At 49.4% G+C, this 22,037-nt stretch carries 14 protein-coding genes; 10 read left to right on the top strand and 4 right to left on the bottom strand.

Features of this window, described 5'->3' with window-relative positions; genetic code table 11:
• Positions 1-273: 273 nt before the first annotated feature.
• From NC981_RS06755 to NC981_RS06730, 6 genes are all read left to right on the top strand, one after another.
• The gene (locus NC981_RS06755) at positions 274-1,752 is read left to right on the top strand and encodes a bifunctional class I SAM-dependent methyltransferase/glycosyltransferase family 2 protein (RefSeq protein WP_348242171.1); all 1,479 of its coding nucleotides are present in this window, start codon (positions 274-276) and stop codon (positions 1,750-1,752) included.
• Between the two features lie 90 nt (positions 1,753-1,842).
• Positions 1,843-2,697, top strand: a complete 855-nt coding sequence (locus tag NC981_RS06750) for a glycosyltransferase (RefSeq protein WP_190379692.1) — start codon at positions 1,843-1,845, stop codon at positions 2,695-2,697.
• Positions 2,697-4,154, top strand: a complete 1,458-nt coding sequence (locus tag NC981_RS06745; protein ID WP_348242170.1) for a nucleoside transporter C-terminal domain-containing protein — start codon at positions 2,697-2,699, stop codon at positions 4,152-4,154. Before NC981_RS06750 ends, NC981_RS06745 begins: the two co-directional genes overlap by 1 nt.
• Positions 4,155-4,158: 4 nt before the next feature.
• Complete coding sequence (locus tag NC981_RS06740) at positions 4,159-4,893, top strand: hypothetical protein (RefSeq protein WP_348242169.1); 735 nt, start codon at positions 4,159-4,161, stop codon at positions 4,891-4,893.
• 97 nt (positions 4,894-4,990) lie between these two features.
• On the top strand, positions 4,991-6,010 hold the full coding sequence (locus NC981_RS06735; protein ID WP_348242168.1) for an ABC transporter ATP-binding protein: 1,020 nt from the start codon (positions 4,991-4,993) through the stop codon (positions 6,008-6,010).
• A 37-nt stretch (positions 6,011-6,047) separates the two neighbouring features.
• Positions 6,048-6,923 carry an ABC transporter permease gene (locus tag NC981_RS06730; protein ID WP_348242167.1) on the top strand — a complete coding sequence of 292 codons (876 nt, stop codon included), beginning with the start codon at positions 6,048-6,050 and terminating at the stop codon, positions 6,921-6,923.
• 170 nt (positions 6,924-7,093) lie between these two features.
• On the opposite strand, the gene NC981_RS06725 is transcribed toward NC981_RS06730, so the two are convergent.
• The gene (locus tag NC981_RS06725; RefSeq protein ID WP_348242166.1) at positions 7,094-7,363 is read right to left on the bottom strand and encodes a GlsB/YeaQ/YmgE family stress response membrane protein; all 270 of its coding nucleotides are present in this window, start codon (positions 7,361-7,363) and stop codon (positions 7,094-7,096) included.
• A 309-nt stretch (positions 7,364-7,672) separates the two neighbouring features.
• Between NC981_RS06725 and NC981_RS06720 the strand changes: the two genes are divergently transcribed.
• Positions 7,673-8,581: a YihY/virulence factor BrkB family protein gene (locus tag NC981_RS06720; protein ID WP_348242165.1), complete on the top strand. Its 909-nt coding sequence runs from the start codon at positions 7,673-7,675 to the stop codon at positions 8,579-8,581.
• A 3-nt stretch (positions 8,582-8,584) separates the two neighbouring features.
• On the opposite strand, the gene NC981_RS06715 is transcribed toward NC981_RS06720, so the two are convergent.
• Both NC981_RS06715 and NC981_RS06710 read right to left on the bottom strand, forming a co-directional pair.
• The gene (locus tag NC981_RS06715; RefSeq protein ID WP_348242164.1) at positions 8,585-8,935 is read right to left on the bottom strand and encodes a resolvase; all 351 of its coding nucleotides are present in this window, start codon (positions 8,933-8,935) and stop codon (positions 8,585-8,587) included.
• Positions 8,936-8,985: 50 nt separating this feature from the next.
• Positions 8,986-18,549 (bottom strand): Calx-beta domain-containing protein, encoded by a 9,564-nt coding sequence (locus tag NC981_RS06710; protein WP_348242163.1) that lies wholly within the window; start codon positions 18,547-18,549, stop codon positions 8,986-8,988.
• Positions 18,550-18,744: 195 nt separating this feature from the next.
• Between NC981_RS06710 and NC981_RS06705 the strand changes: the two genes are divergently transcribed.
• Genes NC981_RS06705 through NC981_RS06695 form a run of 3 tightly spaced genes read left to right on the top strand, consistent with a single transcriptional unit; the run spans position 18,745 to position 20,968 of the window.
• A complete protein-coding gene (locus NC981_RS06705; RefSeq protein WP_348242162.1) occupies positions 18,745-19,848 on the top strand; it encodes an aminoglycoside phosphotransferase family protein in 1,104 nt (367 codons plus the stop codon).
• On the top strand, positions 19,845-20,378 hold the full coding sequence (locus NC981_RS06700) for a DOMON-like domain-containing protein (RefSeq protein ID WP_348242161.1): 534 nt from the start codon (positions 19,845-19,847) through the stop codon (positions 20,376-20,378). Before NC981_RS06705 ends, NC981_RS06700 begins: the two co-directional genes overlap by 4 nt.
• A gap of 47 nt (positions 20,379-20,425) precedes the next feature.
• Positions 20,426-20,968 (top strand): peroxiredoxin family protein, encoded by a 543-nt coding sequence (locus tag NC981_RS06695; RefSeq protein ID WP_348242160.1) that lies wholly within the window; start codon positions 20,426-20,428, stop codon positions 20,966-20,968.
• Here the strand turns inward: NC981_RS06695 and NC981_RS06690 are convergent.
• A complete protein-coding gene (locus NC981_RS06690; RefSeq protein WP_348242159.1) occupies positions 20,965-21,963 on the bottom strand; it encodes a DnaJ C-terminal domain-containing protein in 999 nt (332 codons plus the stop codon). The genes NC981_RS06695 and NC981_RS06690 overlap by 4 nt on opposite strands.
• Positions 21,964-22,037 lie beyond the last annotated feature (74 nt).

Genomic DNA, 22,037 nt, shown 5'->3' with positions numbered 1-22,037 from the left:
TGTGACTCTGGTAGCAAAAACTTCTTTACACCGTTGCAGCCCAAAAAGACAGATGCAACGGAATTCGGATAACGGATACGGATGGGAACGGCAGCGACAAAGCTAGTGCAACGATCGCACTTATCCCGGAGAACGAAAACAACTAATGATTACAATACGGCGAATTGTACGGATTGGAGCATCCGTTAAGACTTTATTAATCAATATGAGAGAATAGATCGACTGAAATTATCAATATGCACCCTCGAAGCTGTGATCAATGAAGGAATGCGGATGACTTATTCTGTTATGAAATCGTCAGAATCGAGCGCGAAAAATGCGTTCAAAACGCAGGTACGATCGTATTTCGATCGCATTGCTGCTGATCTCGATTCCTGGAATCAACGCAACCGCTATTACTATCAAGATCTCGATCGTTTACACCAGTTTCTGATTCCACGGGGTAGCCGTGTTTTAGAAATTGGCTGTGGAACAGGAAGCTTGCTTGCTGCGCTCGATCCAGCCGTGGGAATCGGAATTGATTTTTCTCGATCGATGGTAGAAATTGCTCAGGCAAAGTATTCACAAAAGCATCCACAGTTGCAGTTTTACTGTTTAGACGCTGAGACGCTAATGCCCGAAGAGTTGCCGGAGATGCAGTTTGATTTCATCGTGCTTTCAGGCGTATTAGGACATTTGAGTGATGTGCAGCAAGTCTTGGCAAATTTGCAGCCATTTTGCCACCGTCGCACTCGCTTGATTCTGACGTTTCATAATTTTTTGTGGCAGCCTCTATTGCACTTTGCCGAAAAAATCGGTCAGCGCCGCCCGCAGCCGCCACAAAGCTGGCTCTCGATGACCGATGTATCAAATTTGCTTCAGATTACGGGGTATTTGCCGCTGCGATCGAGTCGTCGTTTCTTGTGTCCGAAACCGATTCCCCTGATCGCACCGTTTTGTAATCGGGTGCTGGCACATTTGCCGATTTTGAATCACTTTTGTTTGACCCATTACATTGTGGCAAAACCGCAGTTTGCGCCGGATTCAGAAGCGTATTCTTGTTCGGTGATTGTGCCTGCTCGCAATGAAGCGGGGAATATTCAAGGCGCGATCGAGCGGTTGCCGCAGTTGGGCAGTCAGACCGAGGTGATTTTTGTCGAGGGGCATTCGCGGGATGGCACTTGGGATGAGATTCAGCGCGTGGTGCAGGAAGGGCATCCCCGCTTTACGATCAAGGCGTTTCAGCAGACCGGGAAGGGGAAGGCGGATGCGGTGCGGTTGGGATTTGCCAAGGCGACGGGCGATATTTTAATGATTCTGGATGCGGATTTGACGGTGCAACCTGAAGATCTGCCGCATTTTTACGAAGTGATTGCTAGCGATCGCGGGGAGTTTGTCAATGGATCGCGCCTAGTGTATCCGCGATCGGGCAAAGCGATGCCCTGGTTGAATAACTGGGCAAATAAGTTTTTCAGCTTGATGTTTTCGTTTCTGTTGGGGCAATCGATCAAAGATACGCTGTGCGGAACAAAAGTATTGCGGCGCAGTGATTACGAGAAGATTGCCGCAGGCAGAAGCTATTTTGGCGATTTTGATCCGTTTGGTGACTTCGATCTTTTATTTGGTGCTACAAAATTAGGGCTACATCTTGTCGATGTGCCTGTGCGCTATCAACCTCGAAGCTACGGAGAATCAAATATTGCTCACGTTCGCGAAGGGCTGATTCTATTCCGAATGTGTCTTTACGCTTCTCGAAAGATTAAGTTTTTTTAGGAGTTTGGCACTCGTCCGCCTGCTCTGAATCCTGTATGGTAATTGAAGTTTGCTTTCTCGGTGTATGGCGTGACGATTAGGGAAAATCGAATGAAGAAACCTTGGAACTCGATCGAGAGTTGGGTGCAACTCAAGAGCCAACGCCAGCCCCGTTCCCAAGCGACAGCCAGCCAAGCTCAAACCTGGCAAAAACCGACTTCCACCCGCTTGAATGCGATCGGGCAAGTTTCGATTATTCTCCCGGTTTATAACGAGCAAGCCTGTATCCGTCACACCTTTGAAGCAATTCTGCGCTACCTAGAAACCCATCCGAACTTTACATTTATTTTCGTGAATGACGGGTCAAGCGATCGCACCAAGGAAATTATTACGGCGGGAATTCATCTCGCAAAAACGCGGCAGATTCAGTTGCTTTCTTACTACCCGAATGCGGGAAAAGGTTACGCCATTCGGCGCGGTGTCGAGTATGCCGATGGCGATTTGATTTGTTTTCTAGACAGTGATCTGGCGTATTCTTTAGCACATTTAGATCGCTTAGTTGAGAAACTACAAACTTATGATGTTGCGATCGGCAATCGCAGCCTCGCCCGGGGCAATGAGAAAGATGTGAAACTCAACCGCAAAATTGCGGGCAAGATCTTTAACTTCCTGTCGCGTAGGATTCTCGATCTGCAATACAGTGATATGCAGGCGGGACTAAAAGGCTTTCGGAAATCGGTTGCCAAGAAACTATTTTTTTGTCAAACATTAACCGGATTTTCGTTTGATGTGGAGCTAATTTATTTAGCCGAAAATTGGGGATATTCGATCGGAGAAATTCCGGCAAAAGTCTCCGACAAGCATCAGAAAAAACTGTCAAAAGTTAATTTGATCCAGGACTCGATTAAAATGCTTCTGGATTTACTTAAAATTCGATTCAATGATCAGCTAGGTCGATATCAATAATGTCTTGGTTAAATTTCTTATCTTTTGCTGGAATCTTTGTGCTGTGCGGCATTGCATGGCTCGGTTCTGAAAATCGTCGTGTGATTCAGTGGAAGGTGATTCTCTGGGGAATTGCGCTGCAACTGCTAATTGGGTTGCTGGTATTTACGTTTCCGATAACGCGCTTTGTAATTAGCGTGATTAGTAACAGTATTAATGCGGTTTTAGATGCCACCGAAGCGGGCGCAAGATTTTTGTTTGGATCGCTGCTGGTTCCAGATCCAAACGCAACGCCAGGACCAATTTTAGCGGGACGCTGGATTGCGCGGGCAGTGACTCCGGCTTATGTTCCGGTTGCGGGCGATCGTCTCAGTCCTGAAAGCCTGAATTTAGGCTATACGTTTGCCTTTCGGGCATTGCCTTCGGTAATTTTCTTTTCTGCACTGATGTCACTGCTGTATTACTTGGGCGTGATTCAACCAATTGTTAAATTCTTTGCCAAGGTCTTTCGGCGATCGATGAATCTCAGTGGTGCAGAAGCATTAAGCGGTGCGACGAATATTTTTGTGGGAATCGAATCTGCATTAGTGATTCGACCTTATCTCGCTAGCATGACTCGTAGCGAGCTTTGTGCGATTCTTACAGCCTGTTACGGTAGCATTGCCTCTACCGTTCTCGCTCTATATGCAGGGTTATTACGTCCAGTATTCCCAAACATCACAGGACACTTAGTCTCAGCATCACTAATGGCAATTCCTGCCTGTTTCGTGATTTCTAAATTACTGGTTCCTGAAACAGAAGTTCCGAAGACTTTAGGCGCTTTGCCAGAAGAAGGTGCGGAGAACGCTGCCTCTGGCACAGGCGAGCCTGCTCGCTTCGCTCAAGAGCGTCCAGCCGGGGCGATGGAAAGCATTATCGTGGGCGCAATGGATGGTGTGAAATTGGCAATTTCGATCGCGGCTTTGTTGATCGCGATTCTCGGATTGGTTGCGCTCGTGAATCTGTTTTTCTCGAATTTGGCTGGGCTTGCAGTGAGTAATAATCCGGCAGTCAGACGCATTGGTTTGATTTTCCAAATCGTGACGCTGCAAAATATTGTCGGTGCGCTGTTTGTACCGCTCACGTTTCTCACGGGCGTTTCTACAAACTGGAACGAGATTTGGCAGGCATCGGTTTTAATTGGACGGCGATTATTGGAAACGGAAATCCCGTCTTATCAGCAATTAGGCGTATTAGCCAGTCAGGGAGCGCTGAGCGATCGGGCGCTACTGATCATTAGCTACTGTCTAGCAGGATTCGCTCACTTGCCCTCGGTCGGAATCTTTGTCGGTGGCTTTTCCAGCTTGATTCCATCGCGCCGTAAGGATCTGGCAAGTTTGGGCTGGAAGGCACTCTGGGCGGCAACCCTAGCCACTTTAATGATCGGATGTGTGGCAGGAGTCTTTTACTTTGGTAATCCGTCGGTTTTAAGGGGGTAGAACAATGAAACGACGCTGGCTAATTGGCTGTTTCGCGATCGCAGTTTTTGGATTTAGCGCGATTTCGAGCATGGCTCAGACTCCCGCACCCAGTCCGACTGGAGCGGTCGGAGTTCCGGTTGCCCCGATTCCGGTCGATCCCTCTTTGCCTGCAAATCGTCCACCGATTCCGACCGCTTCTCCGTCTCCCTCGCCCTCGCCAATCGCCTCTCCGATCGCAACGCCACCTGTTGTCCCGATCGTGCCGACTGCTCCGCCGTCTTTACCTGCGGCTCCGAGCGCTCCCACTCTTCCGGTAAGCGGTGATTACAAAGACCCGAACAATCGGTTTGTCGTTGCCATTCTCAAAGATTACAAAGTGAGTCCCCTAGCGGGAACGGTACTGATTGAAGCGCCAGACGGCCATTTAGCCTACACGGTGCTGGCTCAACCGCAATCACAGCTTGGCATTGTGGGCGGGGTTGTGCCGAATGAGGCGCTTGTCACCGCCGCTCAGAATGCGTTTCGACAAGGCGAAAATTTTCAAACCGGACAGGTGCGATCGATTTCTGGTGGAGTGCAGATCGATTGGACGGGGAACTTAACGATCGCCGGAAACACGCAACCCGTCGGCGGTGTGATTTTAGCGCGGCAAGCGAATGAGAGTATTTTGCTCGTGTTGATTGCGGCGACGAATGCGGGGGGCGATCGGGTTTTAGGGGCGGCATCCACACTGGCAAATAGTTTGCGTGTCAGTTGAATCATTAAATATCTCCAAATCATGAGAAATCTAGCCTCACAGTTCCTAGAATAGAGAAGAGACATCTTAAAGATTTGTATCAAAAAAGGAGGAGCGGATGACTCCTGCGGTGCTAATTGAAAAGTTACAAAAGCGCTATGGATCGCTCGAAGCCGTTAAAGATGTTTCGCTGGAGGTTCGACCTGGCGAGATTTTCGGGCTTTTGGGACCCAATGGGGCAGGCAAAACCACAACCTTGCGCTGTTTATGTACGCTGACAGAACCCGATGCAGGCAAAATCGAAGTTTCGGGCATTAGCGCGATCGACAATCCCCGCGCCGCCCGTCAGCGATTGGGCTATGTGGCGCAAGAAGTCGCGATCGATAAAGTTCTCACAGGTCGTGAACTGCTTGAACTTCAAGCCGCGCTCTATCACTTGCCCAAAGCCGCGATTAAGTCTCGAATTGCTGAAGTTCTGGACGTGCTGGGACTCGATGAATGGGCGGATAAAAAGAGCGGTACATATTCCGGCGGCTTAAAAAAGCGGCTCGATCTGGCTGCAGGTCTCCTGCATCAACCTGATGTTCTCGTTCTCGATGAGCCGACGGTTGGACTTGATATCGAAAGCCGAGTTGTAGTGTGGAATTTCCTGCGGCAACTGCGCGAACAAGGCACAACCGTTTTAATCACCAGCCATTATCTAGAAGAAATTGATGCCCTTGCCGATCGCGTTGCCATTATCGATCGCGGCGTGGTGATCTCAGCAGGGACACCTTCTGAACTCAAAGATCAAGTTGGGGGAGAGCGGATCACCTTACGAATTCGAGAATTTTCGCCGATCGGCGAAGCGGAAAAAGCGCGATCGCTACTCGAATCACTGCCAATGGTTCAAGAAGTCATTATTAATGGAGCGCAGGGCAATTCGCTAAACTTAGTCGTAACGCCAAATAGCGAGGCTTTAACCAGCGTTCAGCAAGCCCTAACTCAAGCCGGACTTCCCACCTTTGGCATCGCTCAATCTCGCCCAAGTCTAGACGATGTGTATCTTGCAGCAACCGGACGCACACTCATGGATGCCGAACTTGCTGCCGCTGGAAGTCGCGACCCGAAAGCAGAACGCAAGCAAAGTATGAGATAGCCGCCAACCCATTCTGAATGTCATTCACACTTTAACTATGAGTACGACCATTACCCCTCCGAAAACTGCACTGGAACCTCGCCCAACGATCGCGCCCTCGAATCCGTTTGGCGAGTTTGTGCAAGAAACTGCGGCAATGACTAGACGGTTGTTTATTCAACTCCAGCGCCGCCCCTCTACACTGCTGGCAGGAGTTATCCAACCGTTGATGTGGCTGGTTCTGTTTGGTGCGCTATTTCAAAATGCACCCAAAGGATTGTTTGGCGATCAGGTGAATTATGGTCAGTTCTTAGGGGCTGGCGTGATTGTCTTTACCGCATTTGGTGGAGCGCTTAATGCTGGGCTTCCGGTGATGTTCGATCGAGAGTTCGGATTCCTCAATCGCTTGCTTGTGGCTCCCTTGGTTTCGAGGTTTTCGATCGTCATGGCATCGGCGATCTTTATTACAACACTGAGCTTGATTCAAACGGCAGCGATCGTCGCAACGAGTGCATTCTTAGGGGCAGGGTTGCCGAATGCGATCGGGCTTGCGTTGGTTGCGCTGATCGTGTTGCTGTTAGTGGTTGCGGTCACAGCCTTAAGTTTAGGATTGGCGTTTGCGCTACCGGGACATATTGAACTGCTTGCGGTGATCTTTGTCACGAATCTACCGCTGCTGTTTGCAAGTACGGCTCTCGTTCCGTTGTCGTTTATGCCGAAGTGGTTGCAAGTCGTCGCCACGCTGAATCCCTTGAGCTATGCGATCGAGCCAATTCGTTACCTCTATCTTCACCCGGACTGGAGCTTTGGTAGTGTGATCATGCAAGCACCCTTTGGAAATGTAACCCTTGGTGGAGCATTGCTGATTCTAGTTGGACTATGTGCAATCGCGCTGGTTGCAGTTCAACCGTTGATGAAGCGTCGATTAGCGTAGAACTTTTAATCAGAATGCGATCGGGCGGTTGTAGACTCAGGGCTACGATCGCCCGATTCTGTTTGACTTCTGGTAAATTCCTTGAAAAAAACGGTGACTTGAATCGCTTCAAATCACCGCTCGACTGACAGAACCACAATCTGAACCCAAAACGCAAATGGCCCGAATTGTTAGTAAGCTCGACGGGACAGTTTGTTGTAGATGAAGATTGCCAAAATTGCGCCCAACACGGCAACAAACACGCCTGGAATGCTCAAGGAGGCTGCGCCAATTGCAAGCGTTCCCGTTTCAAGCAGCGTCGCTACCGTTCCGCCGATGAATGCACCGACAATTCCCAAAATCATAGTGCCGAGCAGTCCGCCGCCTTGATGTCCGGGATAGATTGCTTTTGCGATTGCGCCTGCCAATAATCCTAAAACAACCCACGCTAGAATGTTCATAGTAATCTCCTTACCGATTAGTTAATTGAAAATAGTAGCTTCACCCTAAGATTTCTAGAAACAATCAGTTCGATGTTTCAAATCTGATTTCTCAGAGCTATATTTCATGTGCTTAAACTAACAGGGAAGTGATCGTGCGGGTACCGCTCTGAAGTTAGATTCGCAGTGCACACAAGCTAGACAATCTTTGCGATCGCTCCTCCCTCAAAAGACAGAAGCTTCTTCTCACTTGTGAGCGATGCCGTGCGCTCAAATTTTGCAGTAGGGTCTTGCTGTTAAGGCTATTCTAAAACTCTATACTCTACGGCGATGAGATTTAAAACGATTGTGCGTTTGGTGCGCGATACGATCACCGAATGGAACGAAGATAATGTGCCATTACTCGCAGCAGCATTGGCCTATTACACCATGTTTTCGCTAGCACCGTTGTTGATTATTGCAATCGCGATCGTCGGTGCAGTTTATGGTGAAGAAGCCGCGCAGGGGGAGATCGTGCGGCAAATTCAGGGACTGGTCGGTAGGCAAGGTGCAGAATTCATTCAATCGATGATTCAGAACGCGAGTAGACCCGGATCAGGTGGCGGCATTGCGACGCTGATCGGGATCGGAGTTCTGATTTTCGGCGCGTCAGGTGTATTCGGACAGTTGCAAACGGCACTCAACACCATTTGGGAAGTCAAACCGAAACCAGGACGAGCCGTAAAGAGCTTTGTTCAAGCTCGATTTCTGTCTTTCGCGATGGTATTAGTAATTGGATTTCTACTGCTGGTTTCGTTAATATTGTCGGCAGTATTCTCAGGCGTAAGCGCTTATTTTGGTGGTCTTCTTCCTGAGGCGCTTCACGTTGGACAAGTGCTTAATTTTGTGATCACATTTGCGTTAACGACTCTATTGTTTGCAGCAATCTATAAGTTTTTACCAGATGTAAAGGTTCCGTGGAAGAATCTTTGGGTTGGGTCTGCTGTCACCGCTTTACTGTTTAACATTGGTAAATTCTTGATCGGTCTTTATCTCGGTAACAGTAGCGTTGGTTCAACCTACGGTGCGGCGGGATCGTTGGTCGTTGTGTTGCTTTGGGTATTTTACTCCGCGCAAATTCTGCTGCTAGGTGCAGAATTCACGCAGGTTTATTCCAAATACCGGGGAAGACCGATCGAGCCTTCGAGTCACGCCGTTTTAGTCAAAGAAGAAACCCTCGACCAAACTAGAAAAGGCTAGCTGCTACGATCGCGTTTTTAATAACGCATGAATACTTTGCAGTTCCACCAAAATCGCCTCTAGCACTTCCTGAGTCCGATTCGGTTGGGGTTCTTGAACTTCGATCGTCACCTGCTTAATTTTCAGCACCTCTTTGGCAAACCGCGCAACTTCATTTGAGTGAAACATCAGCGGATCGTTGGGTGATTGGCGCAACTCTGGATTCAGGCGCTTTGGGTCAAACGGCGGATTAAGCAACTCTAGATCAGTGTTGGCATAGCGGTACACCGACGCTCGCGATCGATTGAGCGTCTTTTGTACCGCTTCTACATCCATTAATCCCGTCGTACCACCGAATTCCGTATCTGCCCGCATGATCTGATTCTCGCAATTAGACGCGAAAATCTTACCATAAGAAGCGTGAACTAGAAGTCGTCGATGCCTTCTAGTTGCCAACCCAGATCCGTCAAGGATGGAACGTAAGTGGCGAAGGTAACGGAATTATTCACCAGGTACCACACCGCATTCGAGCCTGATCCTCGATCGCGCCACAGTAAGTCGAACTGATTATCGCGGTTAAAGTCACCCACCCCGATCAGATCCCAGTTTGTTGGGGCGGACGGCAGGAACACACCACGACTAACCTGTCCTGCGTTCATAAACCACAGCGCTATTTCCCCGGTACTATCATCGCGCCAGACCAGATCGGTTTGACCGTCGCGATTAAAGTCTGCAAATCCTTTGATCTGCCAGTTGGGACTAATCGCAGGCAGAAAAATGCCGCGAGTAACATCAGTGCGATCGAACAGCCAGATTGCAGTCTGTCCAGTGGCCGGATTGCGCCAGATTAAATCGAGATTGCGATCAGCATTCATATCCGCCACATCTTGAATTTGCCAGCTGGTATCTACTTTCGGCAAGAAGAGTCCAGAGGTAACCTGAGTGCCGTTGAGTAGCCACATTGCCGTCTCCCCGGTGCGTCGATTGCGCCAAATCAGATCCGGACTGCCATCGCCGCTAAAGTCGCCGATGCCCTGAATCACCCAGTCGATCGGAATGTCAAATCCGGCAGGAATCGTGACTTTATCGCGCACCTGACCGTTTTGAGTCAGCCAGACTGAGAGTTCGCGAGTCCTGAGATTGCGCCAGAGAATATCAGCGCTCCCATTGCGATCGAAGTCCGCCGTTCCTTGAACTTGCCAATCGCGATCGATCTGCGGATCGAGGACAGTGGAGCGATCGAACCAGTCGAGACTGATGCGCCAGATGCGGTTTTCTCCGGTTTGAGAGTTCCGCATCATGATTTCGCCCTTGCTTTGATTGCTGAATCGACTCACTGCTTGAATTGACCAATTGCGATCGGGCAAGTTTGGTAGATAAGCGGTGGTGCCAACTTGATCTTGATTCAGGAACCAGATGACCGTTTCTTGCGTCGTGCCATTGCGCCAGAGAATGTCGAGGCTTTGATCGCCGTTGAAATCGAACAGGCTTTCAATCTGCCAATTGGTTGGAGGAACGGATGGGAGGAATGCTCCGCGCTCAACCTGACCATTTCGCATGAGCCACATTGCATTTTCACCAGTGCGATCGTTGCGCCAGAGCAGATCGACAAAACCATCACGGTTAATATCACCTGCTGCCACAATCCGCCACGCCAAGTCGCTAACCTTCTCTAAACGATCCTCCTTAATCGTCGCGCCATCCATCAGCCAGAGTGCAACTTCTCCTGTGCTGGAGTTTGTCCAGACAATATCGGAACTGCCATCGTTATTAAAATCAGCCACCTGCGAAACTTTCCAGCTTGGGTCACTGACTTTGAAGATGAACGTTCCGGTGTTGACAACGGTATCGCGCATAAACCAGATCGCGTTCTCACCCGTTTGAGGATTGCGCCAAAGGATATCGGCTTTACGATCGCGGTTAAAGTCTCCGATGCCTGTGATTTGCCAAGCTCCGGCGATCGTTGGCAAGAAGCTACCCTGAATGACCAGATCGGCATTCATACACCAGATGGCATTATCTCCGGTGGTGCTGTTCCGCCAGAGCAAATCACCTGCCCCATCGCCATTAAAGTCTGCTGTTCCGACCACTTTCCAGCGGGGATCAGGAATCGTTGCCAGGGAAAGTTCTCGATCGAGCAGCGATCCCGCAGGTTGCCACAGCAGATTCTGCCCTGTGAATTGATTCCGCCAGAAGATGTCGTAAGGGCTATTGTTATTCATGGTCGGCGGTGTGTCGTCCTCTACGATCGTGGCGGTGGCGACATTGGTTTGAAGTGTGGCATTTGTTGGATTACTGAGTGAAACCTGGAACGTTTCATTTCCTTCAAATAGTGCATCTCCTAAGATATTGACGATAACGGTTTTTTTCGTTTCGCCGGGTGCAAAGGTAAGTGTGTCTGCAGCTTTTACGTAATCGTTGTTTGCGAGGGTCGCGCTTCCGTCTACCGTGGTGTAATTTACGGTAATCGGAGTGGGGCTTGCTTCGCTCAGACTCACTTCAAACGTAAACGGAGTAATCCCGCTGTTACCTTCGGGGTTGCTGGTTGCTACGGCCGCGATCGACAGTTTCGGCAGTGGATCATCGTTCTGAATGGTTGCAGTGGCACTACCGTCTGTGATTTGAGCGTTTGATGAATCGCTGAGTTCAACGGTGAAGGCTTCATCGAGTTCATAAAATACATCGCCGATCGCTTGCACAGTAATCGTCTGTTCTGTTTGTCCCGGTGCAAACGTGAGTGTGGTCGGTGTGGTAACGCCAGCGTAATCGGTACTGTTTGCAGTTCCATTTTTAGTGGCGTATTTTGTGGTGACAACTTCGCTGCTGGCGTTGGATAGGCGGACGGTGAAACGGACGGGAGTTGCGCCCACGTTGCCTTCTAAAACTGGGGTGGCATCGTCGATCGACATGGTTGGTCGGAAGTCATCGCCAAGAATGGTTCCGATCCCTTGATTGATAGCAGTGAACAAATCAGCGTTTGTCGGCGATGAAAGTTGGATTGAGAAGGATTCATCAGGTTCAAATTTACGATCGCCTCGAACTCGAACCGTAATTTGCTGACTGGTGACTCCGGGTGCAAACGTCAGCCTTCCTGCTGCGGTTTCATAATCGTTGTCTGCTGCTTGTGCAGTTTCGTCAACGGTTGTGTAATTGACGCTGATCGCTTCACTGCTGGAGTTTGATAGCGAGACGGTAAACGTTGCGTTTGTGAAAGTACCCTCGACATTGCCTTCTGAAACCACAACGTTACCGATACTGATCGTCGGTCGAGCATCATCGTTGTTAATCACGCCTCGCGCTCGATTGACTGAGGACAAGTCTGCATTTGTAGGGTTGATTAACTCGGCAAAGAAGGTTTCATTCGGCTCGAATTTCGTGTCGCCGCGAACGACAACTGAGAATTGTTTCTCAACTTCACCGGGCGCAAAAGTGAGAGTTTCCGGTGTGGCTATGCCAATGTAATCGTTATCCGCGATCGCGGCTGTGTCATCGAGGGTGCGGTATTGAACGCTGACTGGATTGGTGGTTGCCTGTGAGAGCTTGACTTTGAAGGTGTAGGTCGTATCTACGCTGCCTTCGCTGGCAATTACATCCTCAATCTGAATGGTTGGACGAATCGCTTGATCGTCGTTGAGAATTGTGCCTCGCGCTTCGTTACTGCCGGAAATGGTGGCATTGGTTGGATTGCTTAAGCGCAGGAGGAAGCTTTCTTCTGGCTCCAGCACTGTGTCTCCCAACACATTCACCGTGATCGTTTCTTGTTCTTCTCCAGGTGCGAAAATCAGCGTCCCATTTGCTGCTTCGTAGTCTGATCCTGAAGCCGTGCCATCGATCGTCGCATAGTTGACGCGAATCTCTTCGCTGCTGGGATTGTTGAGCGACACGACGAATTCAAATGAAGTCCTGCCGCTGTTGCCTTCGGCTTGCGTTCCAGTGCGCGACACGATCGACAATTGAGGTGCCGCATCGTCGTTGTTTAGAACGCCGAATCCATCGGTTGCAGAAGTTGCAAGATCGGCGTTGACGGGATCTTCGAGCCGCACGATAAAGCGTTCTGTGGGTTCAAACTTGCGATCGGAATTCGCTTTGACGGTGATCGTTTTTTCGACTTCGCCAGGGTTAAAGGTTACAGTTCCTTGAACTGTGACGTAATCGCTATCGGCAACGGTTGCGGTATCGTCGATCGTGCGATATTTTACCGTTACGGTTTGAGTAGTGGGATTGGACAACCGAATGGTGAACGGATAAGCGGCAGCTTGCGGATCATCTTCGCTCAAGGGAGTGCTGGCAATGCCAATCGTCGGGCGCTGGTCGTCGTTTCTGATCGTTCCGATCGCGCTTCCTGATCCTGCAAGTGTTGCATTCACCGGATTCGTTAATGTCAGCGCGATCGTTTCATCTTCCTCCAGTTTATTGTCGCTAGTTGTTTGTACAGTGATGGTTTTTGTTTGTTCGTTCGGTACAAAAACCAGCGTTTCGCTTGTTCGTTCTGTGTAATCCGAATCGCTTAGAGTTGCGGTTCCATCACTGGTTGCAACGTTGACGCGAATTTCATCGCTGCTGGTATCCGAAAGCGAGACGGTGAACGTTAGGACACCTCCTTCTGAAACGGTGGCAGGTGAAACGCTGATCGTCGGGAGCGTGGTGTCATCGTTCTGAATCGTACCGACCCCGATCGCTGTTGCGGGAATCGTGACTAAATTCGGTGTTGCGGTGGTTAGCTCTAGCGCAAAAGTCTCATCTCTTTCGCGTTTTGTATCTCCTTTTGCATTCACCGTAATCGTTTGACTTGTTGTTCCAGGTGCAAACTTAATTGTTCCAGAACTGGATTGATAATCGCTGTCTGAAGCGATCGCCGTGCCATCTTTCGTTTCATAATTCAATACAATTTCTTGATCACTTGCATTCGAGAGCGTGACCGTAAATTGCAGCGGAGTATCACCGCTGTTGCCTTCTACTTGCGACCCATTAGTAATCGCAACGGTGGGAACTGGATCATCATCTGCGATCGTTGCCGTTGCAGTATCGGTCGTAATTGTTGCGTTAGCTGCATCGGTTAATTTAACTGAGAAGGTCTCATTTTGTTCACGCTTGGTATCGTTGGTGACGGGGATTTCAATTGTTTTTTCCGTTTCACCTGCGGCAAAGGTCAGCGTGTTAGACGCAGCAGTAAAGTCTTCTCCTGCGGTTGCAGTGCCATCGATCGTGTCATATTTCACGGTGACAGGGCGACCTGATGCCTCTGAGAGCTTGACCACGAAATTGTAGGGACTTGTCGCTTCTGACTGTTGTGAAGCGGTTTCGATCGTGATGCTAGGCGCAGTATCGTTATCGGTAATTGCTCCAGTTTTTAGCTTCTGCTCGTCTGGAAGACTTGCCCCAACGGGATTAGAAAGCTCGATTTGGAACTGCTCATTGTCTTCGTACAGGCGATCGCCATTGATCAAAACCGTAATGGTTTGAGTTCTCACACCCGGCGCAAAAGCCAATGTGCCAGCCGGAACAGCCACATAATCAGTCCCGCTCACTGTCGTTAGATCGCGAAGCGCATAATCTACTTTGACTTCGGTACTGCTTGCCTCACTCAGCGATATGGTAAAGGTGTAAGCCTGCGTTCCGGTATCCCCTTCTGTAATTGAATCTGCACCTGCGATCGTGATCGTCGGGACTGTATCGTCGTTTGCGATCGTGGCGGTTGCTGAAGAATTCGTCGCCAGTCTTGCATTCGCACTCGGATCGCTTAACACGAGGCTAAATGTTTCATCCGGTTCAAACTGCGTATCGCCTTTGACCCGCACCGTTATCGTCTTTGTATCTGGATCGCCGACATTAAACGTAAGGGTGTCGGATACGGTGGTAAAGTCGGTTGCATCCGCAGTGCCTGTTTGAGTCGCATACCGTACTGTTACCGGAGCAGTGGTTGCCGGAGCCGAGAGTTTCACTTGGAAGGTAAATTCTTTCTCGCCTGTATTTCCTTCGGTACTATCGGTTGTGACATTTGAAACCGAAACCAGGATTGGGATATCGTTATCCGTAATTTTCAGCGAAGTGGTTCCGAAGCTATCTGCGATCGCATACTCCGGTGCGGCAATCAGACTGAGATTTAATGTTTCTTCAGGCTCAATCTCAATGTCATCGATCGCGCTTAAGGTAATGACTCCCTCAGCAACTCCGTTCGCAAGTTTGATCGTGATCCCTGATTCATTACGCGTTAGGTTCAGACTTGGATCAGCCGTGAGTGTATAATCTCCGCCCGCCGCCGTGCTAGAGGGATCGATCGCCAGCTTCACGGTCAAATCGCCATTGGTGCGGTTCCGACGAATCTTGTACTGCACGGTGTTTGCGGGAGTGTTTTCTGCGATCGTCGGTTTGTCTAGCGTTAAACTAACCGTCGTTTCTAGATTCAATCCAAAAACATCAACGCTGCTATTGAGATCACGGGGCGTTAAATCGGTTGCAAGGCTGTTAAACGCGATGTAATTCCCGTTGCCGCTGAGAACAGGATTAAATGAAGCACCGCGTCCGCTATTGGTTTCAGATGGAATCTGGCTCACCAACGTTGTAAACCCAGCATTCATATCTCGCACAAACGCATCTAACGCATTGTTCGTATCTCCGTCTGCAAGGTCACTAGAGAAACTATTGAAAATCACAAGCCGACCATCGGTGCTGATCATCGGATCAAGCGAACCTCGACCAGAACCGCTGCCCGTTCCCCCATCTGCACCTGAAGCATTATTGCCGCTGCTCGTTCCCTCCTTGTTGACGCTAACCAGTTCTGTTACGCCTGTTGCCAGATTGCGGCGGAAAATATCGCTAACACCATTCGCATCGTTGGCCACGAGATCCTCAAAGTCACTGGCAAACACCACAAACTGACCATCGCCGCTAATCATCGGGTTTGAGGCTTTGAGCAGCGAGAACTCAAGACTGACGCTATATCCTCCCGATCGATTCGCGCTAGCATGAACCGTTGCATTGGTGTCTAGATTGCGAACAAATACATCTTCGTCCCCATCAGCATCGGGTGTCCCTGTAAGATTTCTCGCGGTACTGGTAAACGCGATCGTGCGTCCATCCTGACTGATGCTGACTTGGTACGAATCTCCATCCGAAACCGCACCGTTTACACCGCTCGCTCGACTCACTAACGTCACCGCGTTTGTTTGCCGATCCCACATGAATACATCGCGCTGAGCATTTGTGTCACCGCTTACTAGATTCGTTGCTGCACTGACAAACGCCACATATCGACCATCCGCGCTAATTACAGGCTGTTCGGAAGCACCATCGCTTTGAGCGCTACCGCGGCTGACGATCGCGATCGAATCATCCTGGCTATTCCACAAGAACACATCCTGCTGATTGTTCGTATCGCTGCTCACCAAGTTGGATGCGGTGCTGGTAAAGGCGACAAACAAGCCATTGGCACTCAAGACCGGATTCACTGACTCTGCATTGGCGCTGTTTGCTCCACCGGCTGCACGGCTGACCAGACGGAGCTGCGACGTTTGCCGATCGACCCAGAAAATATCAACCGCATTATTATTATCGCTACCCACCAAGTTACTGGCTGCACTGGTGAACACCACATATCGCCCATCAGAACTGATCATGGCATTGCCAGAAGCTCCGTTGGCGATCGTTGCCGCTTTGCTAATCAAGGTCGTTGTTCCCGTTTGTCGATCGCGCAGGAACACGTCTGAAACTCCATTCGTATCTCCATCGACAATCTCTGGAGCCGCGCTGGTGAAGACAATGTAGCGCCCATCTGCACTGAGGGAATGGGGCGCGATCGTCGAACTGCCGCTGCCGGTGCGAGAGGCGAGATCAGGATTATCATCGCGCCGACTGATCAAGGTTGCATTGCCACTCGTCACCGGAATCACAAAGCCATCGGACAAAGCGTTGTTATCTTCCGTATTGAGATTGTTGGCAAGACTGACAAAAGCAACAATATTGCCATCCCCACTAATCACCGGAACCGAAATCGACGAGAAAGCCTCACTCGAAGTCGTACCTGACGCATTATTGCCGCCCGCACCTGCGGGAGTGCGGCTAATCAAAAAGGTTTTCTCAGAATCCGGTTTTCCGGTTGAGATATCGCGCACAAACACATCCTGCTGGGCATTGGTATCGCCAGCAACTAAGTTTGTGGCATCACTGGTAAATGCAATCCGAGTTCCATCTTCGCTCAAACTCTGATTCCCTGAATCCCCATTTCCAATGCCGTTTGCGCCGCGACTGACCAAGACCGTTTGATTGCTGACTAGATTTCGCACAAACACATCAATCTTGTCATTGGTATCTCCCGCGACCAGATTGGTAGAAGAACTGGTAAAGGCGATCGCGTCTCCATTGCGACTGATAACGGGATTTTGCGAACCCGGATTGTTACCAAAGCCCTCAGCGCCGTTGCCCGAATTATTCCCTGCACTGTTAATGCTCACCAATTGGAGGCTGCCTTGTGGCGCACCGAATTCATTAAATCCAGAGCGCGTCCACACAAAGACATCTGAAACGTTGTTAGTGTCGGGTGCGAAATTGTTGGCATCACTGGTAAACGCAACGCGCCTGCCATCTCGGCTAATCACCGGATTACGGGAGTCAGCATTGCCCGCAATCTGGGGATTCATCGTCAAGTTGTAAAGGGTGTTATCGGACTGCTGCCACAAGAAGACATCTTGAGAGGTGTTTGAATCCCCAAAGCTCAGGTTTGAATAAAGGCTGGTAAATGCGACATAATTTCCATCGCCGCTGATCACTGGAGATTCAGCACCCTCAGTGGGGCTGAATAAATCCGTGCGATTGTTGCTGATGTGCGTCAGAGCGCTGGTCGATCGATCCCAGACATACACATCTGGAACGGAGCTTGGATCTGAGCCGAGCAGTTGGGCTTGGGTTTGAAAGGCAATTCGGCTGCCATCGTCGCTGATGCTGGGGGCGGAGGAGTCGAACAATCCGCTTTTTCCGTCGGCACCACGACTCACGAGGGTAATATTGCCCGTCGATCGCTCCCAGACAAAGATGTTGCTTGCCTGAGTTGTGTTGCTCGTCATCGAGCTAACCAGATCATTGGCATTACTGACAAACGCTACATAGTTACCGTCGTAGCTAATCGCCGGATTCAACGAGGCTCCGGTGGCACTACCAGTATTCGTTGCGTTGCGGCTGACGAGCGTAACGGTATCAGCTTGACGATCGTATAAAAAGACATCTGTGACCCCGTTTGCGTCATTGGCTGAGAGCGTGGCGCGACTGGTGAAGACGATATATCGCCCGTCTCCGCTGACCGAGTTCCGCCCGATGCTTTCGAGTCCGACGCTGCCTTTTGCGAGAGTTGGGTTGCCAACAGAAATCAAATCTACAGGCAGAATTGCTGCATAGTTGGAGCGTGTTTCGGCGGTGAAGGCAAGCTGCGCTCCGATGTCGCCCGTATTCACTTCGAGCGTCCAATCGCCGTTGAGGGCTGCGTTTCCAGTGAGATCGTCCGAAGCAGAGATGTCTGCACCCGTAAGACGGCTAAATTGTGTGATCAAAGCGCGTCCTGCGTCTCCTTGAGCGACATCACAGCCGTAAATCAGAATATCTGCGTCTTCGGTGAGGGACTTCGCCCATTGTTGAAAGTCGGACTGGTAGCGATCGAGGGCGGTACGATCAAGCCAGGTTTCACCGAGCTGAATCGCGCCTGATCTTCCGTGTGAGACGAGATGCAAACTAGAAATTCCGGTCTGTCCCAGAAGTGCCTGTGTAATTTGTGCGATCGCGTCTTGTGCGGGATCGAGAATTAGCACATGGGTATCCGGCTGAATTCCAGCGGCTAACTGCTGATAATTCGGCACGGTTGGATCAATCACAACCAACGATGAAGCTCGATTGTGAAGCTGTGAGAATTGATTTAAGTAATTCTGCGGAACCGCGATCGAGGAAGGTGTACCGTTTTCGAGTGAGAGTGGGCGATTCCAGTTGGGTAATCCCGCGAATTCCATAAAGTTCTCCAGGAGGACAGGGGTTCTAGTTTGCTCAATGCGTAGGTTTCCCAAGCAGGCTGATAGAACACGCATCAGGGAGTACAAATCAGTGATATCGCGGATTTCTCATTAGCAAGGAACTCACTAAATCGTCATATTCACGCTGAGTCGACAAAATATTGCATAATAACTTGCACCAGATTCGATCGCACCATGAATCAGCAGCAAGCGGAATCAAAAAATAACTTAGGCAAAATTGCAGTTCAGTTTACAAAAGATACGATTAAAAATATTCAGTCATTCGGTAGTGGCAATATCAATGACACATTTTTAGTAACACTAGATAAATCAAAGTTTGTATTACAGCGAATTAATACTCAGGTTTTTCATCAACCTGAATCTGTAATGCGAAATATGTGTCTTTGCACACAACATATTCAGAAACGTCTATCAGAACTAGAACTCGATCGTAGATGGGAAACGCCACAGGTAATTTTTACTTGCGATCGTCGAGATCACTATGTTGATGAAAGTGGAGCATTTTGGAGAGCGATCAGCTTTATTGAAAACTCTCGATCGTACGACACGATTCAAAATCTCGCTCACGCTGAAGAAGTCGGCTACGCTTTGGGAATGTTTCACAGCTTAATTAGTGATTTATCCGCCACAGATCTAACCGATACGCTTGAGGGCTTTCACATCACACCACTTTATTTGCAGCAGTTTGATCGAATTCTTGCGGAAACAACAATACAGCGATCGTCAGAAGTGAATTACTGCTTAGAATTTATTCGCAATCGGCAGAATTGGGCGCACATTTTGGAGAATGCAAAACACTCAGGAAAGTTAGCACTCCGGTTAATGCATGGTGATCCGAAAATCAATAATATTTTGATGGATACTACAACCGGAAAAGCAGTGAGTGTGATCGATCTAGATACGGTGAAACCCGGATTAATTCATTACGATATTGGGGACTGTTTGAGATCAGGATGTAACGCGATCGGAGAAGAAACCCGGCAGTGGGAATCAGTTCGATTTGAGCTAGAGTTATGCCAAGGAATTTTACGCGGCTATCTCACGGTAGCAAAGGCATTTCTAACAGATGCCGATTACTCCTACTTGTTTGATGCAATTCGTCTCATTGCGTTCGAGTTAGGTTTGAGATTTTTTACCGATTACTTGGCTGGAGATGTTTACTTCAAAACAACTTATCCAGAACACAATCTGATCCGAGCATTGGTGCAATTCCAGCTTACTCACAGTATTGAATCTCAAGAATCCTTGATCCGCAGTATTATCTCAGACTTCCGATGAGCGTTCAAAACTTCACCCTCTATCCATTTAATGCAGCATTTGATCCAGCGATTCTGAGTCTTTCAGGTAGCGTTGATCGAAGTGATAACCGCTTGATTCTCCAATATGATCTAATCGATTATCAATCTCAGGTTCTCATTCCTGCTAAAACGCTTCCTAATCGCAAACATAATCTATGGGAAGCGACTTGTTTTGAGTTCTTTATCGGAGCGCAAAACGATCGCACCTATTGGGAATTCAATCTTTCTCCCAGCGGTGATTGGAATGTGTACCGCTTTGATGATTATCGTTCCGGGATGCAGGAAGACACTGCATTCTCATCGCTGCCCTTTGAAGTCGAAACCCGATCGCACCATACAACACTCACGATCGAGCTTGATCTAGAGGTCATCAAACTGACCCAGCCCCTTGAAATCAGCGTAACGGCTGTGATGGAGCAACTGAATCACAAGGTTACGTATTGGGCGATCGAGCACTGCGGTACCGAAGCCGATTTTCATATTCGAGACAGCTTTGGGCTGAAACTCTAGGCGAGATCGCTTCATAATAAGAAGTGCGTTTTGCTGAAATTCACTTTATGTTGACCTCTACCGACTTTAGCGGCTTAATTAATCAGCGATTTTTTCAGAATTTCATGCCAATTCCAGCTACGAATTTTTTAACGCTGGGACAAGCCACACCAGAGTTTAATTTGCGAGATGTCAAAAACGATCGCCGCGTTAAACTCTCCGATTACCGCAACGATCGTCCTGTGATTTTAGCGTTCACGCGAATTTTTACCGAAAAGCAGTATTGCCCGTTTTGCTATCCGCATATTAAGGCTTTGAACGAGCAGTATCAGGAATTTGTCGATCGACAAGTTGAACTCTTAATGATTACCAGCACCGACGAACAGCAAAGCAAAAAAGTCGTTGAAGATTTGGGACTAAAATTCCCGTTACTGAGTGATTCAAGCTGTAAAACCTTTCGCAACTATCGCACAGGTCAAGCCCTCGGCGCACCCCTACCCGCCCAATTTTTGCTCGATCGCCAAGGCATCCTGAGATACAAGCATCTCTTTTCGTTCCTCGATCACAACGCCAGCATTACAACGCTGTTAAACGCGATCGATTCGCTCTAAAGCGCCACAGACTTGATCGCACTGCGCGGATCATAGCTGCGATTGTCGCGGATCTTCTCGTATGCCTCCCGCTCGATCGCGCTCAGTTCCTTCGGCGGTGCGATCGTGATCTTCACCATTTGATCGCTACGTTCGCCCCTCTGATTCTTCCAACCTTTGCCGCGTAAACGCAGCGACTGCCCCGATCGCACCCCTGCTGGCACATTCACTTTCACCATTCCGTCTGGCGTGGGTACGTCAATTTGCGCTCCTAAAACCGCTTCATCGGGGGCAATCGGCACTTCACAAACTAAGTTGCCATCTCCATCAAACTGGAAGAACGAATGCGGTAACAACTCAACCGTCAAATACAGATCCCCGCGCTGGCTCGTGTAGAACCGACTATGGCGCCCTTTACCGCGCACTCTCACGCGACTCCCAGCCTTTGCGCCTGCGGGAATGCGGACATTGATCTCCTCATTGTTCACGCTCAGTCGCTTCTCTGTGCCGTTGAACGCCTCTGAAAAAGTAAGCTTGATTGCGGCTTCAATGTCGAGATTTTCCCCAGCGGTGGCACGATCGTCGGTCGTGAATCCACCCGGAGCGCGGTAAGTGGCATTGCGAAAGGGATCGCGTCCACCGTAAGGCGATCGACCCAATAAATCGTTGATAAATTCCTCAAAGTTGTCGTAGCGCCCAAACTCGACATCATCAAATCCAGCCGTATTATTAAAGGGCGATCGAGAACTAGAGGACGATCGAGGCGCACCCGCTTGATCCGCTTGTCGCCAGTATTGTCCGAACTGGTCATATTTCTTACGCTTGTCGGGATCAGACAGAACCTCGTTTGCCTCGTTGACTTCTTTGAATTTGGCTTCTGCGGCCTTGTCGCCCGGATTCACGTCGGGGTGATATTGGCGTGCGAGTTTGCGAAACGCTTTCTTAATGTCATCAGCGCTTGCGGTTTTGCTCACCCCTAAAATTTGGTAGTAATCTTTGAAGTTGGTTGCAGCCACTCGCTCATCCCCTCGTAAAAAATAGCGTCTAGGTTTATGGACATCCTACTCAATGCAGAATGCCCGATTTCATG

The organism is Leptolyngbya sp. DQ-M1, from assembly GCF_039962505.1.
Classification (GTDB): Bacteria; Cyanobacteriota; Cyanobacteriia; order Leptolyngbyales; family Leptolyngbyaceae; genus Leptolyngbya.
The sequence above is the reverse complement of the archived record's forward strand: the minus strand, read 5'-3'. Positions and strand labels throughout refer to the sequence as shown.